This is a genomic window from Campylobacter concisus, assembly GCF_003048675.2.
Classification (GTDB): Bacteria; Campylobacterota; Campylobacteria; order Campylobacterales; family Campylobacteraceae; genus Campylobacter_A; species Campylobacter_A concisus_F.
In genome coordinates this window covers 1,067,385-1,091,595 of sequence record NZ_CP060707.1, presented here as the reverse complement: position 1 = coordinate 1,091,595, position 24,211 = coordinate 1,067,385, and the positions used below count along the sequence as shown (strand labels likewise).

The 24,211-nt window shown below is 40.8% G+C and carries 22 protein-coding genes, 2 tRNA genes and 3 rRNA genes; 13 read left to right on the top strand and 14 right to left on the bottom strand.

Annotation, left to right across the window (positions count from 1 at the left end; translation table 11 throughout):
- Nucleotides 1–6: 6 nt before the first annotated feature.
- The 4 genes from radA to CVT00_RS05425 are packed head-to-tail and all read right to left on the bottom strand — an operon-like array spanning nt 7 to nt 3,178.
- A complete protein-coding gene (radA, locus tag CVT00_RS05440) occupies nt 7–1,347 on the bottom strand; it encodes a DNA repair protein RadA (protein ID WP_103559160.1) in 1,341 nt (446 codons plus the stop codon).
- Complete coding sequence (locus CVT00_RS05435) at nt 1,322–1,684, bottom strand: VanZ family protein (protein WP_103559159.1); 363 nt, start codon at nt 1,682–1,684, stop codon at nt 1,322–1,324. The genes radA and CVT00_RS05435 overlap by 26 nt, the downstream gene beginning before the upstream one ends.
- Nucleotides 1,677–2,543, bottom strand: a complete 867-nt coding sequence (gene ftsY / locus CVT00_RS05430; protein ID WP_107916061.1) for a signal recognition particle-docking protein FtsY — start codon at nt 2,541–2,543, stop codon at nt 1,677–1,679. Before ftsY ends, CVT00_RS05435 begins: the two co-directional genes overlap by 8 nt.
- Nucleotides 2,543–3,178: a TlpA family protein disulfide reductase gene (locus tag CVT00_RS05425; protein WP_107916059.1), complete on the bottom strand. Its 636-nt coding sequence runs from the start codon at nt 3,176–3,178 to the stop codon at nt 2,543–2,545. Before CVT00_RS05425 ends, ftsY begins: the two co-directional genes overlap by 1 nt.
- A gap of 49 nt (nt 3,179–3,227) precedes the next feature.
- Here CVT00_RS05425 and CVT00_RS05420 point away from each other — a divergent pair, with 49 nt between their 5' ends.
- The 13 genes from CVT00_RS05420 (at nt 3,228) to CVT00_RS05360 (ending at nt 16,337) form a co-directional block, all read left to right on the top strand.
- A complete protein-coding gene (locus tag CVT00_RS05420) occupies nt 3,228–3,872 on the top strand; it encodes a 5-formyltetrahydrofolate cyclo-ligase (protein ID WP_107916057.1) in 645 nt (214 codons plus the stop codon).
- Nucleotides 3,793–5,346 (top strand): ribonuclease Y, encoded by a 1,554-nt coding sequence (rny, locus tag CVT00_RS05415; RefSeq protein ID WP_034901872.1) that lies wholly within the window; start codon nt 3,793–3,795, stop codon nt 5,344–5,346. Before CVT00_RS05420 ends, rny begins: the two co-directional genes overlap by 80 nt.
- A 9-nt stretch (nt 5,347–5,355) precedes the next feature.
- The gene (locus tag CVT00_RS05410; RefSeq protein WP_107848356.1) at nt 5,356–5,952 is read left to right on the top strand and encodes a YSC84-related protein; all 597 of its coding nucleotides are present in this window, start codon (nt 5,356–5,358) and stop codon (nt 5,950–5,952) included.
- Nucleotides 5,952–6,518: a DedA family protein gene (locus CVT00_RS05405; RefSeq protein WP_021085261.1), complete on the top strand. Its 567-nt coding sequence runs from the start codon at nt 5,952–5,954 to the stop codon at nt 6,516–6,518. The genes CVT00_RS05410 and CVT00_RS05405 overlap by 1 nt, the downstream gene beginning before the upstream one ends.
- The gene (locus CVT00_RS05400; RefSeq protein ID WP_012001843.1) at nt 6,515–7,855 is read left to right on the top strand and encodes a DUF945 family protein; all 1,341 of its coding nucleotides are present in this window, start codon (nt 6,515–6,517) and stop codon (nt 7,853–7,855) included. Before CVT00_RS05405 ends, CVT00_RS05400 begins: the two co-directional genes overlap by 4 nt.
- Nucleotides 7,856–8,188: 333 nt before the next feature.
- A 16S ribosomal RNA gene (locus CVT00_RS05395) occupies nt 8,189–9,699 on the top strand.
- A gap of 94 nt (nt 9,700–9,793) precedes the next feature.
- Nucleotides 9,794–9,870 (top strand) — tRNA-Ile (locus CVT00_RS05390).
- 12 nt (nt 9,871–9,882) lie between these two features.
- Nucleotides 9,883–9,958: transfer RNA gene (locus CVT00_RS05385), tRNA-Ala, on the top strand.
- A 434-nt stretch (nt 9,959–10,392) separates the two neighbouring features.
- Nucleotides 10,393–13,298, top strand: a 23S ribosomal RNA gene (locus tag CVT00_RS05380).
- Between the two features lie 133 nt (nt 13,299–13,431).
- Nucleotides 13,432–13,550 (top strand): 5S ribosomal RNA (rrf, locus tag CVT00_RS05375).
- Together the 16S, 23S and 5S rRNA genes with 2 tRNA genes alongside form the textbook arrangement of a ribosomal RNA operon.
- 527 nt (nt 13,551–14,077) lie before the next feature.
- The gene (locus CVT00_RS05370) at nt 14,078–14,260 is read left to right on the top strand and encodes a hypothetical protein (protein WP_141090396.1); all 183 of its coding nucleotides are present in this window, start codon (nt 14,078–14,080) and stop codon (nt 14,258–14,260) included.
- Between the two features lie 91 nt (nt 14,261–14,351).
- Nucleotides 14,352–15,533 carry a Cj0814 family flagellar-dependent secreted protein gene (locus CVT00_RS05365; protein ID WP_107915711.1) on the top strand — a complete coding sequence of 394 codons (1,182 nt, stop codon included), beginning with the start codon at nt 14,352–14,354 and terminating at the stop codon, nt 15,531–15,533.
- Nucleotides 15,534–15,545: 12 nt separating this feature from the next.
- Entirely contained in the window at nt 15,546–16,337 is a 792-nt protein-coding gene (locus CVT00_RS05360; protein ID WP_103558008.1) for a cell surface protein, read from the top strand.
- Between the two features lie 81 nt (nt 16,338–16,418).
- Here CVT00_RS05360 and CVT00_RS05355 read toward each other — a convergent pair whose 3' ends face one another.
- From CVT00_RS05355 to dapA, 10 genes are all read right to left on the bottom strand, one after another.
- A complete protein-coding gene (locus CVT00_RS05355) occupies nt 16,419–16,814 on the bottom strand; it encodes a hypothetical protein (RefSeq protein WP_181000474.1) in 396 nt (131 codons plus the stop codon).
- 285 nt (nt 16,815–17,099) lie between these two features.
- On the bottom strand, nt 17,100–17,255 hold the full coding sequence (locus CVT00_RS05350; protein WP_181000473.1) for a hypothetical protein: 156 nt from the start codon (nt 17,253–17,255) through the stop codon (nt 17,100–17,102).
- A gap of 116 nt (nt 17,256–17,371) precedes the next feature.
- Nucleotides 17,372–18,478 (bottom strand): Cj0814 family flagellar-dependent secreted protein, encoded by a 1,107-nt coding sequence (locus tag CVT00_RS05345; protein WP_230853722.1) that lies wholly within the window; start codon nt 18,476–18,478, stop codon nt 17,372–17,374.
- Nucleotides 18,479–18,581: 103 nt separating this feature from the next.
- Nucleotides 18,582–19,124, bottom strand: a complete 543-nt coding sequence (locus CVT00_RS05340) for a tetratricopeptide repeat protein (protein WP_107915709.1) — start codon at nt 19,122–19,124, stop codon at nt 18,582–18,584.
- Nucleotides 19,125–19,235: 111 nt separating this feature from the next.
- Nucleotides 19,236–19,874, bottom strand: coding sequence for a YggS family pyridoxal phosphate-dependent enzyme (locus tag CVT00_RS05335; protein WP_181000472.1), 639 nt, complete (start codon nt 19,872–19,874; stop codon nt 19,236–19,238).
- Nucleotides 19,871–20,980 carry an RIP metalloprotease RseP gene (gene rseP, locus CVT00_RS05330; protein WP_103558006.1) on the bottom strand — a complete coding sequence of 370 codons (1,110 nt, stop codon included), beginning with the start codon at nt 20,978–20,980 and terminating at the stop codon, nt 19,871–19,873. Before rseP ends, CVT00_RS05335 begins: the two co-directional genes overlap by 4 nt.
- Before the next feature lie 76 nt (nt 20,981–21,056).
- The gene (locus CVT00_RS05325) at nt 21,057–21,953 is read right to left on the bottom strand and encodes a hypothetical protein (RefSeq protein ID WP_103558005.1); all 897 of its coding nucleotides are present in this window, start codon (nt 21,951–21,953) and stop codon (nt 21,057–21,059) included.
- 2 nt (nt 21,954–21,955) lie between these two features.
- Nucleotides 21,956–22,501 (bottom strand): CDP-diacylglycerol--glycerol-3-phosphate 3-phosphatidyltransferase, encoded by a 546-nt coding sequence (pgsA, locus tag CVT00_RS05320; protein WP_103558011.1) that lies wholly within the window; start codon nt 22,499–22,501, stop codon nt 21,956–21,958.
- Nucleotides 22,502–22,535: 34 nt separating this feature from the next.
- On the bottom strand, nt 22,536–23,324 hold the full coding sequence (locus CVT00_RS05315; RefSeq protein WP_103558004.1) for an enoyl-ACP reductase: 789 nt from the start codon (nt 23,322–23,324) through the stop codon (nt 22,536–22,538).
- Nucleotides 23,324–24,193 (bottom strand): 4-hydroxy-tetrahydrodipicolinate synthase, encoded by an 870-nt coding sequence (gene dapA, locus CVT00_RS05310; RefSeq protein WP_430516359.1) that lies wholly within the window; start codon nt 24,191–24,193, stop codon nt 23,324–23,326. Before dapA ends, CVT00_RS05315 begins: the two co-directional genes overlap by 1 nt.
- Nucleotides 24,194–24,211 lie beyond the last annotated feature (18 nt).

Sequence of the window (24,211 nt, the reverse complement as noted above, 5' to 3'; positions counted from 1 at the left end):
AATTCTCTACATCCACTCAAGCACTTGCGTGATATCTTTGGCGTAAAAGCACTTTAGACCTTGCGTGTCAAGCGGTTTGTTTGGGATGATCGCATTTTTAAATTTCTGCGTTTTTGCCTCTTTTAGTCGCTGATCGAGGTTAAAAATTTCTCTTATCTCGCCGTTTAGGCTTAGCTCGCCGATGAAGACGCTGTCCTTGCTGATAGGGCGGTTTTTGAAGCTGCTGATTATCGCTGCGATGACGGCTAGATCGGCCGCAGTCTCGCTTATCTTAACGCCACCTGAAACATTTATGAAGACGTCGTAGTGCCCAAGTGGAATTTCAAGCTTTCGCTCAAGTAGAGCTAGCAGCATATCTAGGCGGTTTCTCTCAAAGCCAGTCGAGCTTCGCTTTGGATAGGCGCTCTCGCAAACAAGTGCTTGAATTTCGATGCTAAGTGCCCTTGAGCCTTCCATTATGATAGTGATCGCGCTACCACTCATCGCCCCGCCACGTGTGAAAAATTTACTCGATATCTCATTTGCGCTCACAAGTCCGTGCTGGCTCATCTCAAATATACCAACCTCGCTTGTCGAGCCAAAGCGGTTTTTAAACCCACGCAAAATTCTCAGCTCTCTGCTCGCATCACCTTCGAAATAAAGCACCACATCGACCATGTGCTCAAGCACTCTAGGACCTGCGATCGAGCCCTCTTTGGTGATGTGTCCGATGATGAAAACGCAGATATTTTGGCTCTTTGCAAGCCTCATAAGCTCAAATGTGATCTCGCGAACCTGCGTGATCGAGCCTGGCGCGGAGGTTATGTTTTGGCTATAAAGCGTTTGTATAGAGTCTATCACAAGCACCTTGTAGTCGCTTTTTTGCACTTCTAGCAGGATATCTTCTAGGCAAATTTCAGTTAGCAGGTATAAATTTTTATCCACCGCATTTAGCCTGTCAGCTCTCATTTTTATCTGGCTTTGGCTCTCTTCGCCGCTTACATAGAGTGTTTTTTTGCCGTCTTTTGCTAAATTTGAGCCGATTTTTAGAAGCAGGGTTGATTTGCCGATACCCGGACTGCCGCCTATAAGCACAAGTGAGCCCTCGACCACGCCACCACCAAGAACAAGGTCTAGCTCGCTATCTTTGGTGCTAAATCTCGTGAAATTTTGAATTTCAACTTCGTCTATACTTATGGCTTTGCTTGCTTTGCCGCTGCTTTTGGCTATCTCTTTACTTATCTTTATCTCTTGCTGGCTAAGCTCGACAAAGCTATCCCAAGCCCCACATTGTGGGCATTTACCCAGCCACTTTGCCTGCTGGTTTCCGCAGGCTTGACACTCAAAAACTGGCTTTGCTTTTGCCATAATATATCCTTTTTAAAATTTCAACTACCATCACTCCAAAGGCCGCTCCGATCGTATCTGCTACGATGTCAAACAGGCTAAAGCTCCTATTTGGCAAAAATGCCTGAACGAGCTCTATTTGCACTCCAAAGGCTAAAAGTAGGGCTAAATTCTTTAAAATTTTAAACTCATAGCCAAGGTAGAGCAGTATATAAAGGACGAAAAAGGCTAAAAAATGGTTTGCTTTGTCCCACGAATTTTCAATTATCGCAGGACTTTTTGGAGTAAATGCAAGAAAATCAATCGCCAAAAGAGCGACGAAAAAGCAAAATTTGGAGAGATTTTTTACCCTACTCAAAAATGGCGTCCATCAGCTCGTCTAAAAACTCGTCTGGGTTAAATTTGATGATATCGTCCATGCTCTCGCCAACGCCTATATAAAATATAGGTAGCTCAAGCTCCCTTGCCACGCCAAATAGCGCTCCGCCCTTTGCGGTGCCATCAAGCTTTGTGATGATGACGCCATCAAGCGAGACGATCTCGTTAAATGCCTTTGCCTGTGCGACACCAGCGTTGCCCTGCGTGCCATCAAGGATGAGGATCTTGCGGTGAGGCGCCTTTTCGTAGGCTTTTTTGCTGATACGAACGATCTTATCAAGCTCGTTGGCTAAATTTGTCTGGTTTTGAAGCCTGCCAGCCGTGTCTAAGATGACGCGGTCGATGCCTTTTGCAATGGCCGAGCTGATCGTGTCGTAGGCCACAGCTGAAGGGTCGTGGCCTTGCTGGGTGGCGACTATTGGCACATTTAGCCTGATTGACCACTGGCGCAGCTGCTCGATCGCTCCAGCTCTAAATGTATCACAAGCGCCTAAAATGACGCTTTTGCCGTTATTTTTATATAAATTTGCCAGCTTTGCGATGGTCGTCGTCTTTCCAGCGCCATTTACGCCAAGGATGAGATCGACAAATGGCTTGTCAGGCTCGATCACACGCTCTTTTTCGTAGATAAAATAGCTGCTCATAACGCGTCTTAGATCGGCTCTGCTCACTTCATCTTGTGGCGGCAAGTAGTATAAAATCTCCTCCACGATCTCGTAAGCCACGTCAGCCTCTAGTAAAATTTCCTCTAAACTCTCTTTGTCGATCTTTTTTGACTTCTTCGCCGAGCTTATCGCTCCAAAGGTCTTTTCAAAGCCTCTTTTTAAAAACTCAAGCATTATTTTATGGCCCTATTTATGTCAGTTTCAAGCATCTCTTCAGGCACAAGACCGATATAACCTTGAGCGTAGTCGCCATTTGCTTTAAAGAGCGCAGATGCAGGGAGTCCTTTGATGCCGCCCATCGCCTTTTCAAATAAGAAATTTCCCTCGCCAACTGCGATGTCGTATTTGATCTTATACTTTTGAGCAAATTCTTTGACTTCGTCCTCGCTCTTGTCTTCAAGCAAGATGGCAACGATGTTTAGCTCGTTTTTAAATTTCTCACTTAGGTTGTTTAAAGATGGGATCTCAGCCTTGCATGGTGGGCACCAAGTAGCGAAAAATACGTAAAGTGTCGCTTTTTTGCCATCTTTTACGTCAAAGCCGTTGCTTCTTTTTGTGATCTGCATAGTTGTGCCGTTAAGCAGTTTTAGGCTTATCTCTTTTATTTCGTCGCTTTGTGCGCTCTCATTCATTTTTGGAGTGAGCGTATCTTTGCTTAAATTTTCATCTTTGCTGGCATTTTCTTCTAAATTTTTACTTTGCACAGCTGGTTCGCTAGTGTTTTGCTCGCTCTTTTTGTTAGAGTCGTCACCGCATCCGAAAAATGCAAAAAGACAAAGTGATGTTATAATTACGCGTTTTAGTGTCATAAATTTCCTTTTGAAAAATGTTTCAGGATTATACAAGAAAGAGCATAAAATGAGCGTTAATTTAGAAAAAAATGAATTTAGAAAAAATGCAAGAGCAAATTTGATAAAGCTTACTAAATTTAGAGCAAAATGCACGCATTATAAGGCGGCAAAAACACTTTTAAATTTGATAAATTACACAAATTCTAAAAAGGTACTCTTTTACCTACCGCTTAACTACGAAGTCGATGTGCTTAAAATAAGACGAAATTTATCACATAAATGTGAAATTTTTGCCCCTTTTATGGTAGGTCTTAGCTTAGAGATGGTAAGATTGCGACTGCCATTTCTAACTTATAAATTTAATGTCAGACAGCCATCTGGCAAAAAAATGAATAATGTTAAACTCGATATGGCGGTAGTTCCAGCGATTGGGGTTGATGGAGCTATGGCAAGGATAGGGCACGGAAAAGGATTTTACGATAGATTTTTTGACACTTTGCCCATTAAGCCAAAACTGATAGTTTTCTTAGAGGTAAAAGACTTCTACACCAAAGATGTGCTCTCGCAGGCGCACGATGCGGTAGCAGACTTTTATATAACCCCAAGCAAAAATTATATAAAAAGAGGAATAAATGATAGAGGTTTTAATAGGCTTAGGGGCCGGTGTGGTGGGCGTTGGAGCAGGGTATCTCTACGCCAAAAAGATAAATGATGCAAACTACAACATATTTTTAGAGCAGGCAAAAGCAAAGGCAAAAGCTATCGAGTATGAAGCTGAGCTAACGCTTAAAAACTCTAAAATTTCAGTACAAGAGGCTGAATTTGAGGCTAAAAAAAGATACGACGACAAGACGACAAAGCTTCAAAAAGAGTATGCAAGTAAATTTGATGAGCTGACCAAAAAAGAGAAAATTTTGCTAAATGAGCAAGAGCTTTTAAACGAGAGTAAAGAGCTTTTTGAAAAAGATAAGCAAGATGCGAAGGTCACTTACGAAGAGGGTTTAAATTTAAAAGCGACTTATCAAAACAAAGTAGAAGAGGCGATAAGAGTGCTTGAACACGCTGCTGGCTTAACGGAGGAAGAGGCAAAAGAGGTCGTGCTTAAAAAGGTCGAAGAGAAGTCACGCGCCGACATCGCTCATATCGTTAGAAAATACGAAGAAGAGGCAAAAAGAGAGGCTAAAAAGAGGGTTAATTATATCTTGGCGCAGGCTACGTCAAGATTTGCCGGAGAATTTGCGGCTGAGCGACTAATAAATGTCGTAAATATCAAAAACGATGAGCTAAAAGGTAGGATCATCGGCAAAGAGGGACGTAACATCAAAACCCTTGAAATGGTGCTTGGCGTTGATATCATCATCGATGATACCCCGCATGCGATTATCTTAAGCAGCTTTAACCTTTACAGACGTGCGATCGCAACAAGAGTGATCGAGCTTTTGGTGGAGGATGGCAGAATTCAGCCAGCAAGGATAGAAGATCTTCATAAAAAAGTGACTGAAGAATTTGAGCAAAGCATACAAGAAGAGGGCGAAAACATCGTCATGGACCTTGGTTTAAATAAAATTCATCCAGAGATAGTAAAACTAATAGGCAAGCTTAAATTTAGAGCAAGCTACGGTCAAAATGCCCTTGCTCACAGCCTCGAAGTAGCTCACCTTGCTGGCATCATCGCAGCTGAGTGTGGCGGAGATGAGAAGCTAGCAAAAAGAGCTGGCATACTTCATGACATCGGCAAAGCGCTAACTCACGAGTACGAGGGCAGCCACGTCGATCTTGGAGCTGAAATTTGCAAACGCTATAAAGAGCATCCAGTCGTCATCAACGCGATCTATGCTCACCATGGCCACGAAGAGGCGACAAGTATAGAAAGTGCTGCTGTTTGCGCAGCTGATGCACTAAGCGCAGCTCGTCCAGGAGCAAGACGTGAGGTGCTTGAGAGCTTCCTAAAACGTGTCGAAGAGATCGAAAACATCGCAAAAAGCAAAGAGGGCATTAAACAAGCTTATGCGATCAACGCTGGCCGTGAGATCCGCGTCATCGCAAATGCTAAACTCATAAACGACGATGAGGCCGTGCTTGTGGCAAAAGAGATCGCTCAAGAGATCGAGAGCAAGGTGCAGTATCCTGGTGAGATCAAAGTGAGCGTCATCAGAGAAACTCGCGCTGTTGATTTTGCGAAATAACGGCAAGATATGAAATTTCTTTTATCATTAATAATATTTTTCTCGCTTGGCTTTGCCAGCGAGGAGCTCGTGCTAGACTCGGCAAATTCGTTTATAACGACGATGAGAGGCGCTAGAAACGCCCCTATAAAAGAGCTCATCGAACAGTCAAAAGCGACGATCATCTTTCCAAGTGTAAAAAAAGTCGGTTTTGTGGTCGGTGGCATGGGCGGAGATGGCATCATGGTCGTTGGCAACATCAACTCGCCAAGTGAAATTTTGCCAGTTAGTATAAGTGGCGGCAGTATCGGCATACAGCTTGGCTATGAAGATAGCTCGCTTGTGCTATTTATATTTAAAGATAGTATTATCTACGACATAAAAGACGCCAAGATCACGCTTGATACGAAGCTTTCAGTGGCATTTGGCGATATCGGGCGCAATTATAATAAAATAAGCGACTTTAAATTTTCAAGCGACATCTACGCATACGCTGCAAATGATGGATTTTTCGCAGGAGCAAGCTTTGGCGGAGCAGTGATTAGCGCAAAGGATGAAATTTTAAAACAAAGTGGCTACGCATACGAGCAACTAATATCTTCAGCTTCTAAACTTTTGGGGCAATGATGCAAGATATTATAAACTCAATTTCGACTTACGGCTACATCGTGCTATTTTTTTACAGCCTTGGTGGTGGCATGGTAGCACTTATCGCCGCTGGGATATTAAGCTTTGCAGGCAAAATGGACATCACTCTTAGCATAATCGTCGCTGCCGTGGCAAATACGATCGGCGATACTTTGATCTTTTACGTCGCAAGGTTTAATAAAAGTTCGCTTATGCCTTATGTGAAAAATCACAAAAGAAAGCTTGCCTACGCTGGAATTTTGGCAAAAAAGCATGGCGATAAGATAATATTTATCAAAAAATTTATCTACGGCGTCAAAACTTTGGTGCCTATCGCACTTGGACTTACAAAATACTCTTTTTATAAATTTAGTGTTATAAATTTGATCTCTTCAGTGCTTTGGGCAGTGATCGTCGGTCTTGCAAGCTATAAAGCAGGGGATTATTTTATGAGTGTGAGCAATTATCTTGGCGAGCATGGCTATATCATGCCACTTGCCATGGTAGGCTTGTTATTAGGTATCTGGTTATTTTTACAACACATTACAAAAAGGAGAAAAGCATGAAAAAGGTGATATCTGCTCTAATCGTAGTTATCGTGATCGTTGCAGGCGCTGTTTATTTCGCCTCAAACAAGGTCGAGGAGAACTATCAAAGGATAGTTGATAGACTAAATGATGTGAATGGCTTTAAAGTTTCAGAAAATAGCTATCAAAAAGGCTTTTTTGGCTCAAAAGGATCGTTTGATCTTATCGTTTCAAAAGATCTTTTGAAAAATTTAGCCGGCAAAGATGTAGATGAGGATCTAAATTTCAAGGTAGAAAATGAAATTTCTCACTCAGTGCTTGCATTTGTAAATGGCTTTGATATTGACTCAAAAATTTCTATACAAAATGAGGCGATAAAAAATATCGTAGCTTCATTTCTTGGGTCAAACGTCGTCGCAACGGCTAAAACAAAGGCTAGCGTGAGTGGTGATAAAGACGTAAATGTTAAATTTAGTGATATTGACTTTAGTGACAAGCAAACTATGAATGTTCATACAAAGGATGTGAAATTTGGTTTGAAACTGGACGCAAAAGATAATGTAAATAGCGCAAACTTGGGTCTTAAGAAAGTTTCATTAAAAGACCTTAATGAAGAAAATAAAGCAGAAGTTAATCTTGAAGGCGTCGATATAGATACAAGCTACACTGTGCCAGTTGAAATTTCAAAGATATTTGAGAGCAAACTAGCTCCTTACGTAGCAAAAGCTAAGATTAAAAAACTAGCATTATTAGATGAAAAAGATGGTAATGTTGCTTTAGACGATCTTGAGTATAGCTCGAAATTTGAAGTCTCAAATGATCTTGGTAGCTCAAATGACGTGGTGAAGATAGGTGCAGTTGCTGTTAATAAAGTGAAATTTACAGATTTTATCTTAGATAGCAAAATAGCAAATATCAACGTGCCAACTATAAATAATATACTTGATAGACTAAGTAATGTAAATGTTGATACAAATGAGAGTATCTTTGCTGGGTTAAATTTGGACGAAGTAATAGGTCAAATTTTAGAGAAAAATCCAAGTGTGAAAGTGGATACATTAAGCTTTAAAAATGGCAATAATGCGATAAATTTAAAATTAGATGCTGCTATCAATGGCTTTAAAAGCGGAGAAAGTCAGCTTGCGATCTTTGATAAGCTATCACTTAATGGCGAGCTAAGTGTGGATGAGACTTTGGCTAAATTTTTTGATACACTTCTCCCAGAGATGACTCTTATCGAGCCAACACTTATATCTGCTGGATATTTAAAAGAAGATGGCAAAAAAGTAGTAAGTAAATTTAAGTACGACCCAAATAAAAAAGATATTATTTTTAATGAAAAGGTTGGACTTCAAAATTTATTCATGGGCTTTTAAAAAATAGCCTGATTTTTATCTACTTTTAAGCATCACTTCTATATACTTCACTTTCTGTTTTGCAGAACGCAGAGCAGAAAGTTCTTTTAACTTACAATTGTTAAACTATTAGTCAATCTTTGAAATCTAAACAAGTGATCGATTGAGCCAGTCTATTATGATTAAATAATAGATTAGACAAACTAATATAAAAACTAAAAGTTTTTTTGATTAAAAACTTCATAATAAATACTAAAAGCAATTTTAGTAAAAACATTATTACTAGATTGCATTAGCAATCTTAGTCTTTAGTGTTGCTTCTTAGTAAAGCTCTGCTTTACGCTAAAGAATGTTAATATGGAGAGTTTGATCCTGGCTCAGAGTGAACGCTGGCGGCGTGCCTAATACATGCAAGTCGAACGGACAAGTAAGAGCTTGCTCTTATGAGTTAGTGGCGCACGGGTGAGTAATGTATAGCTAATCTGCCCTACACTAGAGGACAACAGTTGGAAACGACTGCTAATACTCTATACTCCTGTCTGACATAAGTTAGATAGGGAAAGTTTTTCGGTGTAGGATGAGGCTATATTGTATCAGCTAGTTGGTGAGGTAATGGCTCACCAAGGCTATGACGCATAACTGGTCTGAGAGGATGATCAGTCACACTGGAACTGAGACACGGTCCAGACTCCTACGGGAGGCAGCAGTAGGGAATATTGCTCAATGGGGGAAACCCTGAAGCAGCAACGCCGCGTGGAGGATGACACTTTTCGGAGCGTAAACTCCTTTTGTTAGGGAAGAACAATGACGGTACCTAACGAATAAGCACCGGCTAACTCCGTGCCAGCAGCCGCGGTAATACGGAGGGTGCAAGCGTTACTCGGAATCACTGGGCGTAAAGGACGCGTAGGCGGATTATCAAGTCTCTTGTGAAATCCTATGGCTTAACCATAGAACTGCTTGGGAAACTGATAATCTAGAGTGAGGGAGAGGCAGATGGAATTGGTGGTGTAGGGGTAAAATCCGTAGAGATCACCAGGAATACCCATTGCGAAGGCGATCTGCTGGAACTCAACTGACGCTAATGCGTGAAAGCGTGGGGAGCAAACAGGATTAGATACCCTGGTAGTCCACGCCCTAAACGATGTATACTAGTTGTTGCTAAGCTAGTCTTGGCAGTAATGCACCTAACGGATTAAGTATACCGCCTGGGGAGTACGGTCGCAAGATTAAAACTCAAAGGAATAGACGGGGACCCGCACAAGCGGTGGAGCATGTGGTTTAATTCGAAGATACGCGAAGAACCTTACCCGGACTTGATATCTAACAAATCATCTAGAGATAGAAGAGTGTCTGCTTGCAGAAATGTTAAGACAGGTGCTGCACGGCTGTCGTCAGCTCGTGTCGTGAGATGTTGGGTTAAGTCCCGCAACGAGCGCAACCCACGTCATTAGTTGCTAACAGTTCGGCTGAGCACTCTAATGAGACTGCCTTCGTAAGGAGGAGGAAGGTGTGGACGACGTCAAGTCATCATGGCCCTTATGTCCGGGGCGACACACGTGCTACAATGGCATATACAATGAGAAGCAATATCGCGAGATGGAGCAAATCTATAAAATATGTCCCAGTTCGGATTGGAGTCTGCAACTCGACTCCATGAAGCCGGAATCGCTAGTAATCGTAGATCAGCCATGCTACGGTGAATACGTTCCCGGGTCTTGTACTCACCGCCCGTCACACCATGGGAGTTGATTTCACTCGAAGCCGGAATACTAAATTAGTTACCGTCCACAGTGGAATCAGCGACTGGGGTGAAGTCGTAACAAGGTAACCGTAGGAGAACCTGCGGTTGGATCACCTCCTTTCTAGAGTACATATAGATATTCTCTCACAAGATATCTATAAGAAAGATATTCTCAATCATCCTTGTTTAGTTTTGAAAGATTGATAGACCTATAGGGGCCTATAGCTCAGCTGGTTAGAGTGCACCCCTGATAAGGGTGAGGTCACAAGTTCAAGTCTTGTTAGGCCCACCAGAGAATTTAATTGGGGAATTAGCTCAGCTGGGAGAGCGCCTGCTTTGCACGCAGGAGGTCAGCGGTTCGATCCCGCTATTCTCCACCATAAAATAGTTTAACAGTAAAAGTCTATATTAAGTGTTTTTAGAAACATTTACTTTAGACTTTTAAGCGTACTTAATCTTTATTGATGACAAAGTTGCCGAAAGCAACTTTGTGCTTTAGGGGTTTCTAAAGGGTGTAACTCTTTGGTCGTAAAGACTAGCTTGCTAGTCTGCGAAGTCTAAATGTTCTTTTAATTAATATTGTTAATAGTCACAAGCAAGTTTTAAAAACAATTTTACAGGACTTGTTAAAGATTTAAATTTCTATCATCTTTGCATTTAATGCAAAAGTTTGACATCACAATCTATTTAGGATTTAAAACTTATCTAAATAGTAGTCAATGCTTTCCGTCTTGAGAGCTAGAATTTAAATGTAGTAACATAAAGTTATCTTTAACAAGGAAGTGATGCGAATTAGAATAATCTAATATAGAAAAGGTAAGCTACAAAGAGCAAGTGGTGGATGCCTTGGCTAGTAGAGGCGATGAAAGACGTGCCAGGCTGCGATAAGTCTCGGGGAGCCGTCAAGGGGCTTTGATCCGGGAATTTCTGAATGGGGCAACCCAACTAATAGAGATATTAGTTACCGTATAACGGAGCAAACGAGGGGAATTGAAACATCTTAGTACCCTCAGGAAAAGAAATCAAAAGAGATTACGCTAGTAGCGGCGAGCGAACGCGTAAGAGGGCAAACCACTAGTTTACTAGTGGGGTTGTAGGACTGCAATATAGACTAAACTTAGCTAATAGAACGACCTGGAAAGGTTAGGCACAGAGGGTGATACCCCCGTATATGAAAGCTTTGTTTTACTTAGCAGTATCCTGAGTAGGGCGGAACACGTGATATTCTGTCTGAAGCTGGGTAGACCACTATCCAACCCTAAATACTACTACTAGACCGATAGTGCACAAGTACCGTGAGGGAAAGGTGAAAAGAACTGAGGTGATCAGAGTGAAATAGAACCTGAAACCATTTGCTTACAATCATTCAGAGCCCTATGATTTATCAGGGTGATGGACTGCCTTTTGCATAATGAGCCTGCGAGTTGTGATGTCTGGCAAGGTTAAGGAAACCCGGAGCCGTAGCGAAAGCGAGTCTTAATAGGGCGTTTAGTCAGACGTTGCAGACCCGAAACGATGTGATCTATCCATGAGCAGGTTGAAACCGGTGTAAGAGCCGGTGGAGGACCGAACCCGCTAGCGTTGAAAAGCTATGGGATGACTTGTGGATAGGGGTGAAAGGCCAATCAAACATCGTGATAGCTGGTTCTCTCCGAAATATATTTAGGTATAGCGTCATGTAGTAACACTAGGGGGTAGAGCACTGAATGGGCTAGGGCATACACCAATGTACCAAACCCTATCAAACTCCGAATACCTAGTGTGTAATCATGGCAGTCAGGCGGCGAGTGATAAAATCCGTCGTCGAGAGGGGAACAACCCAGACTAACAGCTAAGGTCCCTAAATCTCATTTAAGTGGAAAACGATGTGGAGTTACTTAAACAACCAGGAGGTTGGCTTAGAAGCAGCCATCCTTTAAAGAAAGCGTAATAGCTCACTGGTCTAGTGATTCTGCGCGGAAAATATAACGGGGCTAAAATGAGTACCGAAGCTTTAGACTTAGTTTTACTAAGTGGTAGGAGAGCGTTGTATTTGCGTTGAAGGTATACCGGTAAGGAGTGCTGGAGCGAATACAAGTGAGCATGCAGGCATGAGTAGCGATAATTGGGGTGAGAATCCCCAACGCCGTAAACCCAAGGTTTCCTACGCGATGCTCGTCATCGTAGGGTTAGCCGGGTCCTAAGCAAAGTCCGAAAGGGGTATGCGATGGAAAATTGGTTAATATTCCAATGCCAACTATAATGTGCGATGGAAGGACGCTTAGAGTTAGAGGAGCCAGCGGATGGAATAGCTGGTCTAAGAGTGTAGGTTGGAGTTCAGGCAAATCCGAATTCCTTTAAGCCGAGACTACGAAAGGTGCGTGAAGTTCTTCGGAATGAATCGTAATTCCTTAATACTGTCGAGCCAAGAAAAGTTTCTAAGTTTAGTTATAGTTGCCCGTACCGTAAACCGACACAGGTGGGTGGGATGAGTATTCTAAGGCGCGTGGAAGAACTCTCTTCAAGGAACTCTGCAAAATAGCACCGTATCTTCGGTATAAGGTGTGCCTAACTTTGTGAAGGATTTACTCCGTAAGCATTGAAGGTTACAACAAAGAGTCCCTCCCGACTGTTTACCAAAAACACAGCACTCTGCTAACTCGTAAGAGGATGTATAGGGTGTGACGCCTGCCCGGTGCTCGAAGGTTAATTGATGACGTTAGCTCTGCGAAGCGTTTGATCGAAGCCCGAGTAAACGGCGGCCGTAACTATAACGGTCCTAAGGTAGCGAAATTCCTTGTCGATTAAATATCGACCTGCATGAATGGCGTAACGAGATGGGAGCTGTCTCGAAGAGGGATCCAGTGAAATTGTAGTGGAGGTGAAAATTCCTCCTACCCGCGGCAAGACGGAAAGACCCCGTGGACCTTTACTACAGCTTGACACTGCTATTGGGATAAAAATGTGCAGGATAGGCGGGAGGCTTTGATCCATAGACGCCAGTTTATGGTGAGCCATTGTTGAGATACCGCTCTTTTTTATTCTGATAGCTAACTAGCTTGAGTTATCCTCAAGTAGGACAATGTCTGGTGGGTAGTTTGACTGGGGCGGTCGCCTCCCAAAATGTAACGGAGGCTTACAAAGGTTGGCTCAGAACGGTTGGAAATCGTTCGTAGAGTATAAAGGCATAAGCCAGCTTAACTGCGAGACATACACGTCAAGCAGAGACGAAAGTCGGTCTTAGTGATCCGGTGGTTCTGTGTGGAAGGGCCATCGCTCAAAGGATAAAAGGTACCCCGGGGATAACAGGCTGATCTCCCCCAAGAGCTCACATCGACGGGGAGGTTTGGCACCTCGATGTCGGCTCATCGCATCCTGGGGCTGGAGCAGGTCCCAAGGGTATGGCTGTTCGCCATTTAAAGCGGTACGCGAGCTGGGTTCAGAACGTCGTGAGACAGTTCGGTCCCTATCTGCCGTGGGCGTAAGAAGATTGAGGAGAGTTGACCCTAGTACGAGAGGACCGGGTCGAACCAACCACTGGTGTACGAGTTGTCCTGCCAAGGGCACCGCTCGGTAGCTATGTTGGGATGTGATAACTGCTGAAAGCATCTAAGCAGGAAGCCAACTCCAAGATGAATCTTCTTTTAAGAGCTCATATAGACTATGTGTTTGATAGGCTGGGTGTGTAATGGATGAAAGTCCTTTAGCTGACCAGTACTAATAGCTCGTCTGCTTATCTTTTAATAAGCATCACTTCCTTGTTAAGGATAAAAACTTAATAAGATATGTTTTTACAAAACTTTGTTTATGACTTTTAACTTTATTTAGTAGTGTTAAATAAGAGATTTAGCTAATATATCTTTTATTTAACACTGCCCGTGACTATACAGACGAGGAAACGCCTTGCTCCATCTCGAACCAAGAAGCTAAGCTCGTCCTGGCTGATGATACTCTCCCTTACTGGGATGTTGGAAAAGTAGGTCGTTGCGGGCTTTGTTGTTTATCTGCTTTAATTCTTATATTATTAATTCTGGTTTTTATTAGTGATACTTTCTATTTAAGTATAAAATATTGGTTTGTACTTTTTTAATTAGTTTTTATTGATTAAATGTAGTAAGGTCTTTATGTTTGTTCTTGTATTATTAGGTTATTCATTTTCATGTAGTGCTTATTTTTATAATTTTTATTTGAAATATATTATTTATCTAATGTTTACTTTATTACTTTTTAGTTGGTGTGGTTAAAAATGTAATACGTATAGTTGTTTTATAGTTTTAAATAAAAATGTATTTATTAAATAGTAAAGATATAGGTATAGTAAATTTATGCTTCAAGGTTAAAACTCTACAAAAAGCGCTATTTGATGACGCAAAATTTTAATCCAATACAAAAGACATAATAGATGCATGACTAAAAACACAAAAGCAGGTGGTGGTATAGCTATAAGTATTGGTGACAAGAGCTAGAGCGCGAGACAGCCAAAAGAGCATAAGCTTGGTATACTATCTTTAGTCTTGGCCGTGACGCCTGATGTTAAAAACCTCTCTGATAATTTTACAAGCAAATTCCTAATCGGACTTGAAAACGGCAAAAGCATCACCACCAAAGAAATTTATAACATCACCTACCTTGAAAACGACCTCAAATTTAAAGAACTATCTAGCAAAGATAGGCTTTATAAAAAGGTAGATACGAGAGTTTAGGAGTAAATTTATGCATACTAAAAACCCTTGGCAAAATAAAACTTTTCACAAAAAAGACGATATCTTTAGCATGAAGCCAAAAGGATATTAGATGATAAACGCACTTAGTAGTTACGCCTTAAATTTAGAGCAGAACATAAAGGTATCAACCAAAGTTTCTACCAACCAAACAAGCTCAGAGGTTTTAGGCTACAAGGTAGATAAAGATGGCTACTTTACAGATGAGTTTAATAAACAAGCTGGCATACCAAGTGATTATAAAATTCACTCAAGCACGCTGGAGTCATTAGTCAGGATAGAGACGCAGTCTGACTATATGCAAAGGGCTTTTGACAGCATCGATATACTAAAAACCGTAAATAATGCCTACAAAGTCCTCTCCCAAGTAGTTGGCGAAGACACACTAAACTCAAAAGATAGCTTTAGCTTAGATGAGATAAGAAATTTCCCTCAAGGCTTTTCTTATAACCGCCAAAGTATGCAAGTAACAAAAATTCATAACTCCATTCATGAATTTGGCTCGGCTGCGGCTGATTTTAACGGCAAAGAGTCAAATAAGCAGATGATAAGCACGCTTTTTTTCAACCCAAGCTTTAAAGGAGGAGACGGCAGACAGCCATTAAAACCAACAACTGATATCTTTAATAACAACAATGGCGGCAAAGAAAACACGGTCATTGGTATATTTATGGATCCGCATGGAGAGAAATACACTAATAAAGACGGCTCAATAACTAAAGGCGGACTTATAGCAGCCGTTATAAACAACAACCTTGATGTAAGAGAGGGCGAGACAACAGCACAAGGCAAAAGAGAAGGCTATGACAAAAGCATAGATAGTAAAGAATTTAATAGGGCATTTGAGCTGTTTGATCTAATGGGTGAGATGAAATTTGGACCTGGCTTTATAAATGCTACTGATAATGACATAGCTGGCATGCCTAAATATATGCAAGATCACATCAGATCTAAAAGAGACTTTGTCTATATCGACTTAGAAAGTGGCTTTGTCAGCACTCCTGAAGATAGACGTAGGGGATATGAAGAAGACGAACTCTCATTTAAAAAGATGATGGAGCATAATCTAAAAATGCTAAAGCTACTCTTTGGTGAGATAGACAAAGACGGCAAAAAAAGCAAAGACTTTATGGATAGCTTTTTAAAATTTAGCATGCCACCTTTAAATTTAGTAAAAGAGCTAAACGAAAACCCAGCTGGAAAATATCTAGTAGATATGCTTGGCATAAAAAAAGATGTTGATATAAAGGCGTAAGGGGAACTTGAAGTGATAACTAGCATAAACGGACTTAGCAATACACCAATACAAGATAACACTATCCAAAAAGAAAATATCCCTAAAGATACCAAAGATGATGAAAAGGCCAAAATAGAAGCTTTATGGTATGGTCCAGTTGGAAAGAGCATAAAAGAGATTATTGACATAGACGAAAATGAAGATAATTGGGTTGCAAAAACGATAAGCAAAATAGATAATATGCTTTCTAAGCGTTACAATACCGAACAAGATCGCAACGCCATGTCGATGAAACAGCCAAAAACTTTAGAAGAAGCAAAAGATCAAGTCCTTATAATGTATTCTGATATATTAAAGGAAAACTCTGTTGATGGCAAGCCAACCATGATGGGCAAACTAATAGGTCTTGGCACAAAAGAAGAGGAGGCTGACCTAAGAGCTTTTATGGATAGCATGTCTTCTCTTTATCCAAATGAAAACAAGGAGTCGCTTAGTCTTTTAGATAGAACCGACCTAAGCATAGATGAATTTAAAACATTATTTGCCAAAGCAAGAGAAAAAGCAACAAAGGATGTTGAAGAGCAAAGAAAGCAGATAATCAAAGAAGAACAAGAATACAATGCAAATTTTGCCAAAGAGCAAAATGAGAAGAAATTTAAACCTATGCAGGTTAAGAAGAAGTATGAGACTTATGATATAAACAAGGATCAAAAATTCCTCTATGCAAGAGAGCTTTTAAATTTCAAAGAAAAAAGAGGCATAGACGTCTTAGAGCTTATGCAAAAGATAGATAAGAAGCAAATTTTAAATAAGATGGCTTGATAAATAAAGCAGAACGAGGATCATCCTCTATCTTGTCATAGGATAACTTAGTGGCGGCTTGCGCTAAATACAAAGATAAATTTAAACCTTTTTATCGACAATTTTTTTACCATTTTCTTCAAGCTTTTGCATAATGCGAAGCACATCGATGCCTCGTTCTCTCTCAAGCTCTTGAAGCTTGAGTAAATATGAAAATTTCTCATCCTTAGTAATGTCATAAGTTTCAGTGTTTTTGCTTTCAGCTTGGATAGGAGTAAATTTTTTCTCTTTGGTGTCGTCTTTTTCTTCTTCAACGCTCTCTATATCCTGAATGCCCTTTTCATTCATCTCTTTTAGTATATTGACAGCATTTTTAGCATCTTCGCCAGATAAAGTTATATTAAACCGCTCTTTTAATGTATATTTAGCCCACTCCTCTTTAAACTCATCAACGCTCATATCGCTATCAAGCAGATCAACAGTCCTTGAGTTTTGCATAAATAGCAGCTGGCGATTGCCACGATACTCATTTAAAAATTCATTTACAGTGTATGGGGTATCTCTTAAAATTTTTGGCTTATCATTGTCTGGTTTTGCTTGCTGACCTTGTATGTATTCTACAAATAAACCTTTGCTTTCATTTATGAAATTTTTAAGATCTGATAACTGCTCGCTTGTAAAGTCAGGATCATAGCCTCTAAGCCTTCCTATGATAGTGACTTTTGCTTCATCGCCTTTTGTAAAGCCAGATAGCGGATATATGTGCCTATCATAAGCCGCAGCTTAAGCTTTTCTATCAAGCCTTGCGTATTTAGGAAAGCTCATACCATATCCCATATTGTTATCAAGGATCTCGTTTATATCGTTAAATTTAAACCCCATCTCACTAGCTATGTGCTCTCTAGACAGATAAGGATACGGCGAGCTAGAAATTTGCATTTTACTATCCTTAGTAAGTTTTAAACTACTCAACTATTTTTCAAAATTTGTTTGAGTGAAAATTTCTTAATTGGTAAATCGACCTTTTAACAATTTAGTTTATATATGACTTATCTCTACACAAAACTCTTACTAATAGAACTTATCCTCTCACTCCAAGATTTTGCTAGAGAATTTATATCCTCTCTAGTTGGCTTAAATTTCTCATATTCGTTTGAGGCAATACTTTCTGTGCTAATGTTCTTTGATCTTGCATACATTAAAAGGGTTAGCTCTTTAAGCCTTTCTTTTATGAGCGCCTTTATACTCTCATTGTCCTTACCCATTTTTTCAAAATCCACAAAGTACTCTTTATGTTCTCCAGTGCTTGAGATATTATTTAGCGCAGCGCTACTTAGCTTAGTCTTTGCACTATTATCACTAGGTAGCGGCCTAGAACTACGTAAAAATCCCATAAAAAGAGCCTCTTTACTATAACCTTCATCTAACTTATAAAAAGAGATATCAGGATTAAAACTAAACTCGTCACCTGCCTCGCTCATCGTAAAATCAATCTCTTTTACTATGAGCCTAACGCCTGTACTTGAAAGCTCTTTGCTAAGAGTTTTGGCGCTATTTAGCTCATCGGTGCTAGAGTAGATGATTGAGATAGTAGAGTTTGATAGATCTTTTAGTAAGTGTCCTTTGGCATCATAGTGAGTGCCTTTTGTGCTGTAGCCTTTTGGTAGTTTGCCTATATCTGCAAGGGTGTAGCTCTTTTTATCATCACCTAAAGCGCTAGACGTCATTTGGTCAAATAGTCTGTAGTAGTGCTTGATAGTGTCGGCCATATCGATGTTATCAAAGATCTTTATCTGCTCGTCTTTGCTCTTGATGCGGTTTAGCACATGGTTGCGCTCGGCAAATCGACTAAGCTCATCAAGTGTGCTTTTGTGGATTTTAAAGTCTTGCGGCAAGTCTGCAGCTTTGTTAAAGTCAGCTCCCATAAAGCCAGCTTTATCCACTGTGTAGCCATAAGCTTGAAGATCACTGAAATTTAAAGAGATAAGGCTGTTTTGCGAAGAAGTGGTATAAGTAAATTTAGCAGGCTCTTGGCTTGGCTTACTACTCTCTTCTTTGGTCTTTTGGTTAAAGATATCACTAAAATTTGCAGACCTGCCTTGTTTGTGTTGTTGCTTGGTGTATGAATTTACATTTGTGCTTAAGATGCTAATATCATTCATGGCTTGATCTCCTAGCTTCTTTTATAGTTTAAAGCAAAAGGTGTTCCAGTAAAATTTGAGTTTAAGAAAATGTGGGGAGATATGTCCCCACAAAAAATGTTATTTATTTTTTATCTTCGCCTACTTCTTCGCAAGCTACTTTATAGCGGTATTTGCACGCTAGCTCTAGGTAACTTTTTTGAGTGGCTGCATCGTTTTTTTCGCCGTAAAAGTCAGCTAGTTTATAGCAAGCAAGACCAAATCTTTGTTCGCATGATTTTGCAAATAGCTCATTTGCTTTGCCTTGCATTTTTGGGTCATCTTCGTAGTATTCGCCAAGTTCAAAGCAAGCTTTTGGTGTGCCAAGATCGCATGATTTGGTTAATGATTTTACGATCGTTTCATTATCTTTTTTTGAGTTGATTGATTTTGAGTTTAGTAAAACCGCAAGTCTATAGCAACCCCTTTTATCGCCTAGATCGCAAGCTTTTTGATAGTACATGACACTTTTGTTGATGTCTCTTCTGGCATATGTTTTACCAAGCTTTAAACACCAAACAGCTTCATTATTTGCACATTTTTGCTCGATCCTAGCTATCTTTTCAGCTCTACCGCAACCAGAGATAAACAAGATCGCAACAGCAGTTAGAATAAAATTTTTAAACACATTTACTCCTTTATCGTTAAAAATTTATTTAACTGCATTATAAAATCATATAACTTAGATTAAAATTTAAAAAAGGAGTAGAAGGGTAAATTTGCCCAAAAATGGACAAATTTATAGATATAGCATTGTTCCAAGGCGGATCATATTTGAGCCGCATTTTATCGCTAGTTCGAAGTCGCTACTCATGCCCATCGAGCAGATAGTTGCGCCTTTTGGCTTTAGGCTCTCATAAATTTTATATGTTAGCTCAAAGCTCTTTTGCACCTCTTTTGGCTCATCCACATGCGCTCCGATGCTCATCACGCCTTTTAAATTTATATTTTTGCACTCGCTTTGGATGCGCTCATAAATTTCAGCCGCATTTGCGACGCTCACACCTTGCTTTGTATCTTCATCGGCCGAGTTTATCTGAAGTAAAGTGTCTAGTTTGTAGCTAAGCCTTTTATCGACCTCTAGGGCTCTTTCGAAGCTATCACAGCTTTGCCAAAGCACTGGTTTTAGGCTTATCATTTGATTGATTTTATTATTTTGCAGGCGGCCGATCATGTGCCATTTGATGTCAGTGAAATCTTGCAGCTCTAGCTCTTTTTTGGCTAGCTCCTGGACTCTATTTTCACCAAAATTTCTCTGCCCTTGTGCGTAAAGCTCCCTTACTTCAGTACATGTCACATTTTTGCTAACGGCTATCAGCGTCACATCTTTGCTTAAATTTTCTATCTTTTCAAGTAGATCTTTTAAAACTATCATCATAAACCTCCGCTTAATCTCATAATGTCATTAAAGGTCGCGAGCACCATGATGCCAAGCAGCAGCGCCCAGCCGCAGTAGGTGAGTACGACAAGCACCCGCTCATTTACCTCGCGTCTAAAAATTAGTTCGTAAATGTTAAATAAAATGTGTCCGCCATCAAGCGCAGGGATCGGAAAAAGGTTTAGCACGCCTAAATTTACAGAGATGAGCGCTACGATGGTTAAAAGCACGCTAAGGCTGATCTTAGCGGCCTTTGAAGTGACATCAGCGATCTGCACGATACCGCCGACCTCTTTTAGTGGCACGGCTCCAACGACTAGCTTTTCAAAGCTTTTAAAGATGAGTTTTGAAGCCTCGATCGTCTCACTAAAGGCAAATTTTAGGCTCTCTAAACCTGTGTGATAAATTTTCACCACTTCGCCATTTGGCTGGATGCCGATCAATGGGCGCTGCACATTTTCATTAAATAAATTTACCGTTTCGCCTATCTTTGGTGTTAAATTTATAGTCATTTGCGAGCCGTTGCGGTCTATCAAAATGGCGCTAGGTTCAAGCTTTACGTTCTTGCTGATCTCATCCCACTCGTTTATTTTTACGCCATTTATCGCTAAAATTTTATCGTTTTTAACTAGTCCAGCGCTCGCAGCTGCCGAGCCCTCAGTTATGTGGCCGACACTTGGCGCAAGCCTCTCAACGCCGATAAATCCAAGCAAAAGGTATATAAAAAACGTCAAGATAAAGTTAAAAAATGGCCCTGCAAAAAGGATGTAAATGCGCTTTATGGGACTTAGCACGTTGTAGCTGTCGGCGTCGTAGTTTTTAGCCTTTGGGTCAGTGTCGTCTTGCCCTTTTAGCTGCACGTATCCGCCAAGTGGGATAGCGCTTAGGCAGTAGTCGGTGCCGCCAACGTTTTTGGTGTAAATTTTCTCGCCAAAGCCGATGCTAAAGGTATTTACCTTTACTCCAAGCGATCTTGCTGCCAAAAAGTGGCCAAGCTCGTGAAAAAATATGAGAAAACTAATGGCTAAAACGGTCACTAAAAAATAAAACGAATACGCATAGAGCCCAAGGCAAAGCAGGGCTAGCGTGAAGAGAATACCTTTCAAAACTTACCTTTTTTTGAAAAAATTGATGAGATTTTAGCCAAAGTTTATAAATTTACTCTCAAATTTGCCTTACCATTTAGGCGAAAATTTCTCTTAGCCAAGAGAGTATTTTGGCTCTATTTAGCCCTTTGCTGACGCTAAAATAACTTTTGTCTTTATCGTCTAGATCAAATTTCACATTAAAACGTGACTTCACTTGACCAACAAATGGCTGTAAATTTAGTATATCAGGGCAGGGCAAAACGTCATTTGGCAGCTCTTGCAAAAAGCTCAAGCCACCATCGTTAAAATTTATTCTAGCCTTTGGCACAGCGTCGTTTCTAAGCTCTATCTCAAATGTGTGATCATACACAAATGGTGCAAAAAGGCGAATTTCTAAGTGAAATTTGCTAGCTAGCTCCTCATCGCTTAAGCCTTGGTTGCTAAACCAGTAACCAAAATTTACAGCATTTAGCGATATATTAAAATCATAAGGATCAGCAGGGCTCACGCCTATACGGCACAAAAGCTCATATATAGGCAGTTTTGCTTGCAAGTCATCATAATAGTCATAAAGCTTTGCAAGTAGTGGATGCGAACGGCCAGCCTTCTCTTGCAAGCGTAAAATTTCAAAGATATATCTGTGGGCAAACGAGCGGTGCGATACCGAGCGAGTTGCTTGCATGCTCAGATAGTCTAAAATGTCAGGGCTTTTTGAAAAGCTCATCGCACTCCAAATGCCACGCAAAGTCTCAACGTCGTTATCAAACGTATCAAATTTATCTGCATGGGCTTTGTCGTATTCTAAAGCGCAGCTTAGTAAAAACTCATTTAGCTCAGGGCTTATCACGCTGCCGATCTTTTCTAAATTTTTGGCATTATGATAAAAAGATGTATTGATGATCTTTTGATTTAGTTTTTTGGCTTGTTTTTGCAGCGCTGGCTCTAAATTTGCAGTGCGTTTTAAAATAATCTCTTGCAGGTCACAGCTCAAATTTAACTCTTTTTCATCGCTTTTACGTAGGCAAAAATGTACTCAAACCCAGAATAAAGCGTGAGCGCAACAGCGATCCAGAGCAAAAGCTCGCCACCAGGCCAGCTCATCAGTAAAAATCCAACCGCAAACATCTGCGAAACGGTTTTAACCTTGCCAGCCATCGAAGCTGCAACCTCTACGCCGTCACTTGCCATCACGACACGAAAGCCAGTTATAAAAAACTCTCTTACCAAGATAAGATAAACAGCCCAAGCGCTCGCTCTGCCAAGCATCATGAGACCCAAAAATGCCGCAAGTATCAGCATCTTATCAGCTAGTGGGTCGAGGATAGCGCCAAGCTTGGTCTTTTGATCCCAGCACCTTGCGATATATCCGTCAAAAAAGTCAGTGACCGAGGCGATCACAAAGATGAGAGCCGCGAAGTAGTTTATCCAGCTTATATGAATTTGCGCAAAAATTTCTGGTGCATTTACGAGCATAAAAAACATAAGTGGAGCTAGCAATATCCTAAAAAATGCCAGTGTATTTGGTAAATTTAAACTCACAAATATGCCTTTATGCCTATAAATTTCAAATTTCTCATTTAAAAGTCGTGCCACCATCTATTATAAATGTATGTCCAGTCACCCAGCTAGCCTTAGACGAGCATAAAAATAGACATGCTCCTGCTAGATCAGTCGGCTGTCCCATGCGGTTTAGAGGGCTAAGCTTTGCCGTCATATCGCGTACCTCTTCGTAGTTTGTAAAGGCTCTTAGCGCGTCTGTCTCGATAGGGCCGCCACTTACGACATTGACGCGGATGTTTTTATCACCAAGCTCGGTCGCAGCGTATCTTGCCATCGCCTCAACAGCTGCTTTTGCTGTGCCGTGGCCTGCGTAGTTTTCGATATAGACCAAATTTCCAGTTGAGCTTAGGCTGATTATGCTACCGCCACCCACTTTTTCCATGCGTTTTGCAGCTTCTTGTGCGCCTACGACAAAGGCATTTACGGTTGCTGTGAAGATATTGTTTATACCTCTTGGCTTTAGCTTCATAAATTTAGTGTATCCACCAGCTACTGCGCGGCCTGAGATGATAGCATTTGAGATGAAAAAATCAACCCTGTCAAAGTCCTCATCTATCTTTAAAAATAGCTCCTTATAGGTTTCTGGCTCAAGGATGTTTAGCGCGTAGGCTCTAGCTTTTATCTTGTAAGTAGCCTCAAGCTCTTTTGCCTGCTCTTTGGCAAGCTCTTCGTTTGAGTTATAGGTAAATGCTATATTTACGCCAGCTTTTGCAAATTCTTCGACTATGGCTCTGCCGATGCCTCTAGTGCCGCCGCTAATAACTAGCGTTTTACCTTTAAATTCGTTTAGTGTGTCCTTCATTAAAATCCCTTTATTTCGTAATTTTTAATAACATCTTCGATCTTTTTGAAATTTTCTTTGCTCGGTTTGCAAAGTGGCAAGCGGTACTCCAAAGAGTCGATGAGCCCAGCTAGATACATCGCCGCTTTGATCGGTATCGGGTTGCTTTCGCAAAAGAGCGTTTTATTGATCGTGTAGAGGTTGTCATTTATCAGTTTTGCTTTTTTGTACTCTTCGTTCATCGCAAGGTGCGTAAGCTGTGAAATTTGATCTGGTAAGAGGTTTGCAGTGACTGAGATGACGCCCTTTCCGCCATTTGAGAGGATAGGGTAGTTTATAGCATCTTCGCCGCTGATGACTACTAAATCAGGCTCGTGAGCTAGTAGATCGACACATCTATCGATACTTCCTGTCGCCTCTTTGATGCCGTAAATGTTTTGGCAATATTTAAAAAGTCTAAAAACGGTCGCTGGCAAGATATCTACGCCAACTCTGCCTGGGACGTTGTAAAGAAGCACCGGAATTTCTATGCTATTTGCGATGGCCTTGTAGTGCTCGTAAAGCCCCTCTTGAGTTGGTTTGTTGTAGTAAGGAGCGACTGATAGGATGCCGTGAGCGCCGTGAGCTTGGGCAAATTTAGCGATACCTATGGCCTCGTGAGTGGCGTTGCTACCAGCTCCAGCGAGCACCTTGACATTTGTGCCTTTACATGCATCTACTGCGATCTCGATGCAAATTCTATGCTCATCATGTGTTAGTGTCGCGCTCTCGCCAGTAGTTCCCACTGGTACAACGACGTCTATGCCGTGTTTTATCTGTCTTTTTATCAGTTTTTCAAAACTGGCTTCGTCTAATTTTTGATTTTTAAATGGCGTAATTAGTGCTGTCATCGCACCTTGAAGCGAATT